Source organism: Streptomyces sp. NPDC001443 (genome assembly GCF_053597355.1).
In genome coordinates this window covers 24,977-37,201 of record NZ_JBSFIA010000041.1, presented here as the reverse complement: position 1 = coordinate 37,201, position 12,225 = coordinate 24,977, and the positions used below count along the sequence as shown (strand labels likewise).

The window sequence follows — 12,225 nt, the reverse complement described above, 5'->3', positions numbered from 1 at the left end:
CGGATGTGCGGAGAAGCGGCGCTGTACGGTCGTATCGAGTGGCCGGAAAGGTCAGACGGAGGCGTCGAACAGCTGGCCGAACCGTCCGAGCAGCAGGTCGGCGCCCTTGTAGCCGGAGGTCTCCGCCGCGCCCAGCACGACCGGACCGTCGGGGCCCGGCACCTGCGAGGCGCCGCCGGTCGGACCCAGCGGCACGAGCACCGCGTCCGGCCCCGGCCGGTAGGTCCGCTCGACCGGGCGACCGGCGGCCAGCGCCCTGATGTTGGCCGCGACCGTGACGGCGTGTTCGGTGGCCGCCTTGGACCGCTTCGGCTCGGGCACGGCCGTGACGTCACCGATGGCGAACACGTTCGGCGCGCCGGCCACCCGCAGGTGCTCGTCGACCTCCACATGCCCGTCCGGCCGCCGGGCGGCGGCGAGTTCACCGGCCAGCATGTCGCTGAGCGGCGTCAAGCCGTAGCAGCGGAACCACAGGTCCGCGTCGATCCGGACGCCCGCCTCGGTGGTGACCGAGAACGGCTCGCGCACCCCCGCGGGCGCCGACGGCGGGGCGGTCAGCGCGCTGCCCAGCACCAGCCGTACGCCCCGCTGGGCCAGTTGTTCGCGCAACGCGCCGCGCAGCTCGGGCAGATAGCGCCCGCCCAGCACGTCCTCGGCGGGATCGACCACGATCACCTCCGTCTGCGGCCACCGTTCGGTGATCTCCCCGGCCAGCTCAAGCCCGACGGGACCGGCCCCGAGCAGCAACACCCGTGAGGAGGAGGCGAGTTCGGCCCGCGTGTCCGCGTGCCGCAGCACGGATTCGGCGCTGTCCTCGGTGTCCGGCTTCGCCGGGTAGGGGTACGACGAGCCGGTGGCGAGGACGACGTAGTCCGCGTCGATGCGCGTGCCGTCAGCCGTGGTGACACCTCCCGCGTCCACCGCCACGGCGCGGTCGCGCACATGCCGGCCCCGGGTGAAAAGCCCGTCGTACCCGAAGTAGATCCGTTCGGCCCACTCCTCGTCGACCAGCCCGCGCAGGGCCGCCACCGCGTGGACGAAGGCGTCCTTGGGGTCGATCAGGACGACGTCGAAGTCCGGGTCCAGCTCACGGGCCAGCGAGGCCCCCCCGTATCCGCCACCGACGATCGCGACCGTGCTGCCCATACGTTGCGCTCCTTGTGCTCACCGCGTCGGTACCACCGGCGGAAGGCAAGGCTCCGCCGACACCCGGGAAGCCTAACCGGCGGCTTAGGTAAAATGCAATCTGCATGGCAATTAATGCCGAATCAAGACAGAGACGTCGAGGTGTCGCATGCCCCGGGCCTATGTGTACGACCGCTTCGGCGGACCGGAGGTCGAGCACTTCGCCGACCTCCCGCGACCGGTTCCGGGCCCCGGTGACCTGCTGATCGCCGTACGTGCGGCCGGCGTCAACCCCGTTGACTGGAAACGCCGGTCGGGACGCCGCCCGGCCGGGGCGCCCGCAGTCGTGCTGCCCGCCGTGATGGGCGGCGAGGCGGCAGGCACGGTCGTCGCGCTCGGCCCCGGCGCCGGCGGCTTCGCCGTGGGCGACGCGGTCCTCGGCGGCCCGACGACGGGCGGGTACGCGCAGTACACCCTGCTGCCCGCGCGAGCGGCGGTCCGCAAACCGCCGGAGGTGTCCTGGACGGACGCCGCCGCCCTGCCCATCGCCGCCGCCACCGGCTACGGCGCGGTGCGCCAACTTGCTCTGCCGCCAGGCGCGACGCTGCTGGTGACCGGTGTCGGAGGAGGCGTCGGCGTGTCTGCCGCGCAGGTCGCGGTGAGTCTCGGGCTGACCGTGGTGGGCTCGGCGGCCGAGGACAAGCGGGCGTTCGTCGAGGAACTCGGTGTACGGTTCGTCGCCTCCGGACCCGGCCTCGCCGCGCGGATACCGGGCCGCGTGGACGGCGTGCTCGACCTGGTCGGCGGCGAGGTCCTGCGCGAGAGCGCCGCGCTCCTGGCGGACCGTACGAGACTGGTGAGCGGCGCCGACCGGGACGCCGTCGCCGCACTCGGCGGCGCACCGGTGGGGCCGGTGCGCGACCCCGCGATCCTGGGCGCGGTCGTGGAACTGGTCCGCACCGGCGCCCTGGACCCGAAGGTGACGCACGTGATCCCGTTCGAGCGGGCACCCCGGGCGGTCCGGGCCGTGGAGGGCGGACACAGCCGGGGCAAGACCGTCCTGGAGATGCCACCCTTGGTTTGAGAGCCTGTGCGGCGGACCGCGCGACCCTCAAGGAAGTAAAGTGCAACATGCATGGTAATTTGGCCGACGGGCCACCCGATCCACTGGAGGCTCCCCTGAACACCACACCCGCGGCCGCCGCCGACCCCGACGCGCCGCCACGCCCCGGCCGACCCGGCGGCAGAGCCGCGAAACGCCGGGCCATCACCCAGGGCGCGCGTGCCGTCTTCGGCCGCGAGGGATACAGCCGCACCAGCATCGAGGCCATCGCCGCCGAGGCCGGGGTGTCCACCCGCACGATCTACAACCACTTCCAGGGCAAGGACCACCTCTTCTCGGAGGTCGTCCACGACAGCGCCGGCCAGGTCGCGGACGCCTTCATCGCGACGGCGGCCGAACAGCTCTCCGGCACCGACGCCCGCGCCGACCTGATCGCCCTCGGCCGCGCCCTCGTCGGCCAGCGCACCCAGTTCCCCGACCACTTCGCGATGATCCGGCAGATCAAGGCCGAGGTGCAGCACTTCTCGCCCGCCCTGATCGACACCTGGCAGCAGGCAGGACCCCTGCGCGTCCAGCACGAGGTCTCCCGGCGTCTCTCCCAGCTCACCGACGCCGGCCTCCTGCACATCTCCAGTCCCGCCCGCGCCACCCTCCACTTCGTCGCCCTGGTCAACTCCGAGATCACCATCAGCCCCTACGCCAGCCGCGCCCCGAGCCCGGCACAGGTCCGCGCCTGCGTCACCCGCGCGGTCGACGCGTTCCTGCACGGCTATGGGGGCGTCGCCGGCACGGACTGAGCGCATCTCCACCACGTCGCCGACGGCAGGCGCCGGCCTCCAGGGCCGGGAACGGCCGGGGCCGCACGACCAGTCGACGCGGAGGCGGTCATGGCACAGGTGGACCCCCGAGGAGTTCCGCGGATTCTTCGGAGCGCCCCCCGCAGCGGTCGCGGTCCAACATCAAGAACCACGTCATGCCCTACAGGGCGGACCGGGAGACAAGGGCCGTCACCCGCATGGACGTCCGGAGCTGGATCCGGGCCCGGGTCGAGAAGGGGGCGGGGGCTGCCGCGATCGAGCGGGCCCACAACCTGACGTCCTCCATGATGCGCGCGGCCGTCGACGGCGATGTCCTGTCGGCGACCCCGTGCCGCAACATCGACTTGTCCCGGATCGGGGTCAAGCCGCCGCAGTGGTTCACGTTCGTCCAGACGCAGAGCATCCTGGACGAACTCCCCGCCGCGTGGCGGACGATGTGCCTGCTCGGCTTCCACACCGGACTGCGCGGGGGAGGACCCTCCGGCCTGCATCGCGCGCCGTGGGGGTGCTGGTTGTGGCCGCTCGGTCTGCCCCGGGCAAGCGGGACGGGCTGTCTGCCGTGACGCTCTGGGCGCCCGGGCGCAGGGCCGAGAGCCAAGGAAGCGGCTTTGACCTGGCCTTTTCCGCGAATCGCTCAGGCCGACATCTTTCCGATGACGCACCACGTGGAGTGCGTGGCGATCCTGGAGCCGGTCGCGAAGGGTTCTTGACCTGGGGTTTCGCGCGAGGGGTTGTGGTCAGCCGCCGGGGGAGAAGAGAGCGGGCTCGGCGAGCGGTGCCGCTTCGGGAGCCGACCCGGCGCTGTCGCGCAGCGTGTATCGGAACGCGTCCAGCAGCGCGTGCCACGAGGCGGTTACCAGGTTCTCGTCGACGCCGACGGTGCTCCAGCGCCGTCGGCCGTCGGCGAACGTGGCCAGTACGCGGGCCGGGACCGCGCTGCCCCGCCCGCCGGTGGTGATCCGTACCTGGTAGTCCGTCAGCTCCAGCCCGGCCAGCGCGGGAAAGAGCGTGTCGAGGCCCTGGTGCAGTGCGCGATCCAGCGCGTTGACCGGTCCGCTGCCCTCGCCCATGGCGACGACCGGCTCGCTGCCGGGGACCCGCAGCCGTACGTGGGCCTCGGTGACGGTGTCGTCGGCGCGCTGTGCGACGGTGACACGCCAGGAGTCGACCGTGAACGGCTGCCGCTCGGCCGTCTCGCCGAACAGCACCTCGCGCAGCAGTAGTTCGAAGGAGGCGTCGGCGGACTCGAAGCTGTAGCCCCTGTTCTCGAGTTCCTTGATGCGTGCCGCGGCCCTGGCCACCTGCTCGGAACCGGCCTCCACCGTGTAGCCGAGCTCGCGGGCCTTGAGCTCGATGGACGACCGGCCGCCCAGGTCGGAGACGAGGGTGCGCATCCGGTTGCCCACGACGGCCGGGTCGATGTGCTGGTACAGGTCGGGATCCACCCGCAGCGCGGAGGCGTGCAGGCCCGCCTTGTGGGTGAAGGCGGAGGACCCGACATAGGGATCGGCCGACCGCCCCGGGCGCCCGGTCAGCTCGCTGATCGCCCGGGCCGTGGCGTGCAGGCCGGCCAGTCGTACGGTCGGCAGCACCTCGATGCCCCGCTTGAGGACGAGATCGGCGGCGACGGTGAACAGATTGGCGTTTCCGCACCGTTCGCCGTACCCGTGGGCGGTGCCCTGCACCTGCACGGCGCCCGCGTCGACGGCGGCGAGGGTGTTGGCGACGGCGCAGCCGGTGTCGTCGTGGCAATGGATGCCGAGCCGGGCACCGGTCTGCGCGAGGGTGTCGGCCACGGCCTCGCGGACCTGGTCCGGCAGCGAGCCGCCGTTGGTGTCGCACAGCACGACGGTGTCGGCACCGGCCTCCACCGCCGTGCGCACGCATTCATGCGCGTACGCGCGGTTCACGCGGTGGGCGTCGAAGTAGTGCTCGGCGTCGACGAACACGCGCCGGCCCGCTTGCACGAGATGCCGCACGGTGCTGGAGATCATGGCCAGGTTCTCGGCGAGAGAGGTCCGCAGCGCCCGTTCCACGTGTCGGACGTCCGTCTTGGCGACCAGGGTGATCGCCGGTGCGCCCGAGGCGAGCAGGGCCTGGACCTGGGGGTCCGTTGCGACCAGCGCGCCGGGGCGACGCGTCGCCCCGAACGCGACCAGCTTCGCCTTTTCCAGAGTCAGTTCGGTGCGGGCGCGGTGGAAGAACTCGGTGTCCCTGGGCACCGCGCCCGGCCACCCGCCCTCGATGAACCCGACACCGAAGGCGTCCAGGTGGCGCGCGACGGCGAGCTTGTCCTGCACCGTCAGCGACATGCCTTCCTGCTGGGTGCCGTCCCGCAGCGTGGTGTCGTAGAGCTGCACGCCTTGCACTGCCATCACCGTGACCCTCCTGGGTAGCTCAGTGGGCGCCACTGTCCGACAGGGTCCTCAAGAATCGCTTGACCGGGACCTGGTGGCGACGTCGCGACCACGCGGCCCGACCCGCCTTGCGCCGGGACGTCGCGCGCCGTGGCTCGATCTCAGGTCCAGTCGGCCTCCATGCGTTCTCCCTAGCGTCGAGCCGCGCGTACGCCGTGTCCCGTTCGGATGTTCAGGAGATGCGTATGGAACATATCGTGGATCGGGCCGTGCAGATCATCCGGGAACGATACGCGGAACCAATCAGCCTTGACGACATCGCCCGTGCGGTCCTGGTGAGCAAATTCCATCTGCTGCGCGTATTCAGTCAGGTCACGGGGGTGACTCCGGGTCGTTTCCTCAGTGCGGTGCGAATTGGTGAGGCGAAACTCCTGCTGCAAAATTCCGATCTCGGTGTGGCCACCATATCCTCCAGGGTCGGGTACAGCAGTACGGGTAGCTTCACCAGTCGCTTCACCGAATCCGTGGGAATCCCGCCCACCCGATACCGTCAGTTGAGCCGGGGCGAGGGCGGGCATGCGCTGCGCTCCTCGGCCGGCGGCCGGGACGACATGGCGTGCCGCCAGTTGCGCGGCGTGGCCCGGGCCGCGGCGGAGCCCGTCTCCTCGATCTATATCGGTTCCTTCGGCAGCCCCATACTCCAGGGGCATCCGTCCAGTTGGACCACTGTGAAGTGCCTCGGTCCCTTTGTGCTGCAACAGGTGCCGTACGGGATCTGTTACCTGCACGCGACGATGCGGGCGGCGCGGGAGCGGCCGGGGCGGCCGCTGGAGACCATGCTGCTCACGGCCAGGCTGGGGCCTATACGTATCGACCCGTATGCCGGCTTCGAGGTGGAACTGGTGCTCTGTCCGCAGGGCTGGTCGCACCCGCCCGTCCTGTTCGCGGCTCCCGACCTCGAGATGTTCGCCGAGGCGGTTCCTCGACTCGGGTTCAAGCGGATATCAAGCGGGTTCAAGTAAATTTCAAGCGGCTTCAAGTGGATTTCAAGGACCAGCTCGCCATACTTCTTCGGAAGGTCAGCAATTAAGGAGAAGACAGGTCGTGACTCAGGCTGCAAGGATCCTCGATGAGCGCGGCGATGGCCGCGTCCAGGCGGTCCGGCGGATCGCCTTCTGTGAATCTCCCGAAGGGACACTTCATGCGCGACGCACTTGTAATCCGAGCGGAGTCGGCAGACGAATTCGGCGTGTGGGACATGGCTCCTGTCTGGGACCGGGTCTCCGACGACCTGTCGGTCTGGGACCGGTCCTGCGACGACCTGTCGGTCTGGGACCGGTCCTGCGACGACCTGTCGGTCTGGGACCGGTCCTGCGACGACCTGTCCGTCTGGGACCAGGCGCCGGTCTGGGACCGGGCGCAGGAACTGCAGGCGGCCTGACGGTCGACTCAAAGCCCGTCCGGCCCGGTAGCCCTGTGCACTGCCGGGCCGGACGGGCTTCGCGCATCACCGGAAGGGAGTTGCCGTGACGCAGCACCATGCCGAACCGGCGCTGGACACCGTCGGGCTGCACGTGCGCACCCATCTCCCCGAAAGCTGGGACGGCTGGATCGGCAGAGCCCCGGTCACACTGCGCCGGCGCTGGATCTCTCTCGCCGAGGGCAGGATTCCCGGCGGTGCCCGCACCTTCGGGCTGTCCGGTCCGGACGGGGACCAAGTGGCCCTGGTCGGCGGCGTGATGGAAGCCCCCACGGGACATGTGCGGTTCGATCCGCAGCGAGTGCTGTCGGGCGGCTCGGTCGCCGACGGGGTGGTCGCCGACGGACCGCACCCGTGGCAGGGACTCCCCGCCGACCGACTGTTCCCGTCCTGTGTGCTGATGGGCCCCAACTACGAGTCGGCGCCGGCCGGTCCGGCCTCCCGCGATCCGCAGGTGCTGCGGGCGTACCTGGAGGCCCTGCTCGACTGGTGCCGTGCCCAGGGTCTGCGCAGTGTCTCGGCACTGTTCCTACGCCCCGACTACCCCGAGTTCCTTGACGTGCTGCGCACGGCGGGGTTCTCCGTGGTCCCGATGGTGGACCGCAGCGACATGCATGTCACCTGGGGTGATCTGGACGGCTACATAGCCGGGCTGCGGCGCAACCAGCGCTTCGCGGTACGGCGCGAGCTGCGCGAGATCGCCGCCCGGGGGATCGAGATCGGCGAACGCCCGATCGGCGACGAGGAGCCCGAGCTCATCCCGCTGCGGGCCCAGCTGGTGACCAAGTACGGGGGCGTGCCCGATGCGAAGCGCGAGGCGGACTCGTTCCGGCATCTGCGCGATCACTTCGGTCCGGAGAACGTGTGGATCGTCGAGGCCCGGCAGCGGGGCGCCCTGCTCTCCTTCACGATGCTGGTGCGGGACGGCGACCAGTGGACCGCGTTGATGAGCGGCACCGACTACCAGCACCCCGACGCCTCGTTCACGTACTTCGCCACGATGTTCTATCGCCCTGCCGAGCTGGCCCCGGAGCAGGGGATCACCACGATCGCCTACGGGCTCGGAACCGTACAGGCGAAACGGCTGCGTGGCTGCACCGTCAGCACGCTGTCCGCTGCGGGCCTGCTGCTCGACTGATCCGACCGAAGGAGTACGCCCATGTCGCCCAACCCAGCCACCTCGGTCCCCCGGCACGACGGGAAGGTACTCCTCGTCGCCGACCAGGGGCTGCAGTCCGCCGAAGGGATGACTCCCACGCAGGTCGACCGGAAGGTCTCCGACTTCTGGACCGGCATCGGCGGTGCCGAGTTCTTCCAGGCGCTCACCACCCGCTTCTACGAGCTCGTCGCGGCGGACGAGGTGCTGTCCCCGCTCTTCGCCGTGCCCGACTGGAGCCGCCACGCCGCACGGCTGAACGACCACTTCCGCCGGATCTACGGGGAGAACGACCTGACCGCGGCCTGGGACCCGAAGATGCACCAGGCGCACGCGCATTTCCTGATCTCCCGCGAGCAACGGCTTCGCTGGCTGGCCCTCATGAAGGAAGCCGGCGCCCAACTGAACGCGGCCGAACCGCACTTCACCGAGTTCCTCACCATCATGAAGATAGCGAGCGGTGAGATGACCGCGGTGTCCCGGGGAGCTGCGCTGGCCCGCGGCGAGCGGTTCCACTGGGACGGGACCCCGGCATGAGCGGCCCTTCCGTCCGTACCGTGGCCGTGGTGGGCGCGGGCCCCGCCGGAGCCTTCTGCGCGCTGGAGCTGGCCCGGCTGCTGCCGGACACGGCCATCGACCTCTACGACCGCGGGGACCGGGGACCGGGGGCAGGCATCGTACTGACGGGCGAGTTCGCCGAGCGCATCCGGACCGTCCACCCCGACGCGCTGCGGCTGCCGGAGTCCGCGTACGCCTCGTGGGACGAGACGATCACGGTGATCGACGGCGAACGGATCCCGTCCGGCGCCTTCGGCATGTCGGGGATCTCCCGGAAGGTCTTCCACGCGCATGTCCGCGCGCTGGCCGCGCGGAACGCCAATGTGCGGCTGATCCGACACACCGTCACCAAGGCGCCGGAGCAGGCGGACCTGGTGGTGCTGGCGGACGGTGCGGGCAGCGAACTGCGCCGGGAGCGCGCCGACCGGTTCGGCACCTCCGTCTCCGCGGGCCGCACCCGGTATCTGTGGATGAGCACACCCTCGGTCCTCGAACCGTGTTTCCTCCTCAAGGACCTGGGCCCGGGCCCCCTGGTGGTGCACGCCTATCCGCATGCGGCCGACGAGAGCACCTTCATCGTCGAGGCCGATCCGGACACGCTGTCCGCCCTCGGCCTGCTCGACCTGCCGACGGCAGAGGCGGAGCTGCGGCTGGCCGCGCTGTTCCGCAGCGAGCTGAACGGCGCTGCCCTGACGGCCCGGACAGCGGGCTGGCAACCGTTCCGCACCGTCGTCAACCGCCGCTGGTCCGACGGCCGGACGGTGTTGGCCGGGGACGCGGCGCACACGGTCCACTTCTCGACCGGCTCGGGCACCGCTCTGGCCATCGACGACGCGCTGTGCCTCGCCCGATGTATCGCCGGACACGACGAGCCGCTCCAGGCGGCGGCCGAGTACGAGAGCATCCGGCGGCCGGTCGCCGAGCAGACACAGGCGGAGGCGGCGGAGAGCACCGCGTGGTTCGAGCAACTGTGCCGCGGTGAGCGGCTGGAGGGGCACCAGACGGTGTTCGCGCTGCGCAGCCGCCGGGCGGTGAACACCTTCAGCCGACTGCGCGAGCGGGATCCGGAGTTCGTCGCGCGCACCGTGGCGCGGCTGGCGGGCCACCCCACCGACGCGGACCCCGTCGACGTGCCGCTGACGGTGGGCCGGGTGCGCCTGGAGCACCGGCTGGTCGAGTTGGAGTGCCGGGACGGCCGGTGTGTGCTGCGCGGCGCGGACGGCACCTCGGCGGTGGGGCTGGTCGTGGACCGCGCCCCCGACCAGCCGCCGCCGGGGATCGACTTCCTCGCGGTGCAGGCCCGGCCCGAGGGCGGCCGAGTGACCAGGAGCGCTCTCGCCGCTCGCGTCCGCAGCACGGCGGCGCTCCCGATCGCGCTGCTGGTCGGCGAGGAGCTGCCCCGGGACGAGGCCAACACCCTGATCGCCGCGGCGCGTACGGACCTGGTGGCCAGGTCATGAGCCGTGGCGACCCGACGGATTCAGAAGTAGCCGCGCATCAGCTCGCCGTACCAGGCCGGCCGCCGCACCTCGCCGCGCGGGGCGAACTCCGGCAGATAGGGTTTGACGTCGAGCACAGGGGAGCCGTCGACGGCGTCGAGCCCGTGCACCGTGAGCGTCAGCCCGTCCACGGCCGCAAGGCTGCATACGGACACCCCGAGGTGGTTGGGCCGGTTGGGCGCGCGCTGCGCCAGGATGCCGGACAGCGGCAAGCCGGTGTCGCCGCGGGGGTGCTGCGTGGCGGTGCAGGTCCGCTTCGCCAGATGGAACGCGAAAATCACTTCGACGTGCGAGTAGTCGTCGAGGCCGGAGGTCGCCGACCCGTCGAACACGGCCGGGTCCAGTTCGATCTGCGAGACCTCCGCCCCCCAGCCGTCCTCGCGGACCTCTCGGCGTCCGCCGCGTACCACCCCGATGGGACTGATCGGCTGCATTCCATCCCCGCTTCCTGTCCGGTGGATCTCGGTCGTCCGGAACCCGCGAAGCATGTCCGTCCGTCCACCGCGGAGTCAACCACCTCCCACCGAGCGAGGGGCCGGTCATGTCCCGTCTGATCTCCCGCCTGCTTCCCGATCCCGGGGCCGGCCGGGTGCTGGTCCTGTGCACCGCCGTGGCCAGCCTGGGCAACGGGCTCTATGTCACCGGCGGCGCCGTCTACTTCGTCCATGTCGTGGGGCTGTCACCGGGGCAGGTGGGCATCGGCATGTCGCTCGCCGGCATCCTGGCGCTGCCCCTGGGGGTGCCGGCCGGGCAGCTCGCCGACCGGCTCGGGCCGCGGGGAACCACCGCGGTGTTCGCGCTCGGGAAGGCGGCGGCGCTGGCCGCGGCGGCCTTCGTGCACTCCTTCTCGGCCTATCTGGTGATGGCCGTGGCCCTCGGGCTGGCCGAGCAGAGCGGCAACGTCACCCGGGGCGCGCTGGTGGCGGGAGTGATGGGCCGGGAGGGCCGGGTCCAGCTCTCGGCGTACATGCGCAGCGTGTTCAACGGTGGATTCTCATTGGCCTCGCTGGCGGCCGGTCTGGTCATCGCCGCCGATTCGAGGACCGCCTTTCTCGCCCTGTTCTGGGGCAACGCCGTGGCCATGGTGCTGGTGGCCGCACTGTACATGCGGCTGCCCGAGGTACCGGGCGTCCCGCGCGCACCCCGCGGCGAGCGACCGCGCGGGGCGGTGCGCGACGTCCCCTATCTGGTGGTCGCCCAGGTTTCCGGGATCGTCAGGATCGGGCCGACGGCACTGGCGGTGGGACTGCCGCTCTGGCTGGTGGTGCACACCGACGCCCCTCGGGCACTGGCTGCATGGATCATGCTGGTCAACACGCTGATGGTGGTGTTCCTCCAGGTGCGGATGGCGCGCGACGCGGACACCGTACGGGGGGCGGCGCGACTTCAGCGGTTCACCGCCGTGGTCCTCGCCGCCGCCTGCGCCGTCACCGCCCTGACCGGATCGATGCCCGCGTGGGCCGCTGCCACCGTGCTCCTGGCCGTCGCGGTGCTCTTCACCTTCGGTGAGATCTGGGGCGAGGCCGCCCGGTGGGGGCTGCGGTACGAACTGGCGCCCGCGAACGCGCAGGGACAGTACCTGGGGGCCTTCGCGACCGGTGACGCCTTCGCCCTGATCGCCGGGCCGAGCCTGGTCACCACGGTGCCCGACAGGTTCGGTGGCTCCGGCTGGCTGCTGCTCGCCGTCCTGTTCCTCGGCGTGCTGGTCGTCGGCGGCCCCGCCGTCCGGTGGGCGGAGCGGACCCGGGTTCCGGAGCCCGAGCAGGCAGGTGCCCCGCTGGCCACGAAGCCGTGACCCGCGGCCGGTTCCGTCCACGGCGCCCTTCGGGCCCACCGGCCCACGAACACGGGCCCCTCGGGGAAACAGGTGGCCGGCCTCGTCGTGCGACGCGGGCGGGCCGCGTGCGTACGGGCCCGGGTGCGGATCGGCGTCGACGCGGGCAAGGGGCACCACCGGGCGGCGACGGCCGACGGGGCCGGCGGCCGTGTCCACGAGTGGGACCGGCGACGGTGTTCACGGGGCCGCCGACGAGCGGAGCGGCCCGGTTGCCCGCGGGTGCGGCCCGAACCTGTGATTTCCTCACGGTCCCGGTGTGACCCGCTCGCTGTCGGGACCGCATCGGACGGTCCCATACTCGTGGGCACGAGCGGGTCGGCGGCCGGAGCCGC

12 protein-coding genes are annotated in these 12,225 nt (G+C 71.5%); 9 read left to right on the top strand and 3 right to left on the bottom strand.

The genetic code is table 11. The annotated features are described in order from the left end of the window. Nucleotides 1-51: 51 nt before the first annotated feature. Entirely contained in the window at nt 52-1,146 is a 1,095-nt protein-coding gene (locus ACWC24_RS33185) for an NAD(P)/FAD-dependent oxidoreductase (protein ID WP_450666614.1), read from the bottom strand. Nucleotides 1,147-1,294: 148 nt separating this feature from the next. On the opposite strand from ACWC24_RS33185, the gene ACWC24_RS33180 reads away from it, so the two are divergent. The 3 genes from ACWC24_RS33180 (at nt 1,295) to ACWC24_RS33170 (ending at nt 3,569) form a co-directional block, all read left to right on the top strand. Beyond that, nucleotides 1,295-2,209, top strand: coding sequence for an NADP-dependent oxidoreductase (locus ACWC24_RS33180; RefSeq protein ID WP_450666613.1), 915 nt, complete (start codon nt 1,295-1,297; stop codon nt 2,207-2,209). 47 nt (nt 2,210-2,256) lie between these two features. After that, nucleotides 2,257-2,985, top strand: a complete 729-nt coding sequence (locus ACWC24_RS33175; protein ID WP_450666612.1) for a TetR/AcrR family transcriptional regulator — start codon at nt 2,257-2,259, stop codon at nt 2,983-2,985. A 176-nt stretch (nt 2,986-3,161) separates the two neighbouring features. Beyond that, nucleotides 3,162-3,569 carry a hypothetical protein gene (locus tag ACWC24_RS33170; RefSeq protein ID WP_450666611.1) on the top strand — a complete coding sequence of 136 codons (408 nt, stop codon included), beginning with the start codon at nt 3,162-3,164 and terminating at the stop codon, nt 3,567-3,569. A gap of 174 nt (nt 3,570-3,743) precedes the next feature. On the opposite strand, the gene cimA is transcribed toward ACWC24_RS33170, so the two are convergent. After that, nucleotides 3,744-5,381: a citramalate synthase gene (cimA, locus tag ACWC24_RS33165; RefSeq protein ID WP_450666610.1), complete on the bottom strand. Its 1,638-nt coding sequence runs from the start codon at nt 5,379-5,381 to the stop codon at nt 3,744-3,746. A 227-nt stretch (nt 5,382-5,608) separates the two neighbouring features. On the opposite strand from cimA, the gene ACWC24_RS33160 reads away from it, so the two are divergent. From ACWC24_RS33160 to ACWC24_RS33140, 5 genes are all read left to right on the top strand, one after another. Then, a complete protein-coding gene (locus ACWC24_RS33160) occupies nt 5,609-6,385 on the top strand; it encodes a helix-turn-helix domain-containing protein (RefSeq protein WP_450666609.1) in 777 nt (258 codons plus the stop codon). A 236-nt stretch (nt 6,386-6,621) separates the two neighbouring features. Continuing rightward, nucleotides 6,622-6,804: a hypothetical protein gene (locus ACWC24_RS33155; protein ID WP_450666608.1), complete on the top strand. Its 183-nt coding sequence runs from the start codon at nt 6,622-6,624 to the stop codon at nt 6,802-6,804. Between the two features lie 85 nt (nt 6,805-6,889). Further along, nucleotides 6,890-7,981: a hypothetical protein gene (locus tag ACWC24_RS33150; protein ID WP_450666607.1), complete on the top strand. Its 1,092-nt coding sequence runs from the start codon at nt 6,890-6,892 to the stop codon at nt 7,979-7,981. Between the two features lie 21 nt (nt 7,982-8,002). Continuing rightward, the gene (locus ACWC24_RS33145) at nt 8,003-8,536 is read left to right on the top strand and encodes a truncated hemoglobin (RefSeq protein ID WP_450666606.1); all 534 of its coding nucleotides are present in this window, start codon (nt 8,003-8,005) and stop codon (nt 8,534-8,536) included. Further along, on the top strand, nt 8,533-10,017 hold the full coding sequence (locus ACWC24_RS33140; protein WP_450666605.1) for an FAD-dependent monooxygenase: 1,485 nt from the start codon (nt 8,533-8,535) through the stop codon (nt 10,015-10,017). Before ACWC24_RS33145 ends, ACWC24_RS33140 begins: the two co-directional genes overlap by 4 nt. 20 nt (nt 10,018-10,037) lie before the next feature. Here ACWC24_RS33140 and ACWC24_RS33135 read toward each other — a convergent pair whose 3' ends face one another. Next, on the bottom strand, nt 10,038-10,490 hold the full coding sequence (locus tag ACWC24_RS33135) for an SAM-dependent methyltransferase (RefSeq protein ID WP_450666604.1): 453 nt from the start codon (nt 10,488-10,490) through the stop codon (nt 10,038-10,040). Nucleotides 10,491-10,597: 107 nt separating this feature from the next. On the opposite strand from ACWC24_RS33135, the gene ACWC24_RS33130 reads away from it, so the two are divergent. After that, a complete protein-coding gene (locus tag ACWC24_RS33130; RefSeq protein WP_450666603.1) occupies nt 10,598-11,851 on the top strand; it encodes an MFS transporter in 1,254 nt (417 codons plus the stop codon). Nucleotides 11,852-12,225: the final 374 nt, after the last annotated feature.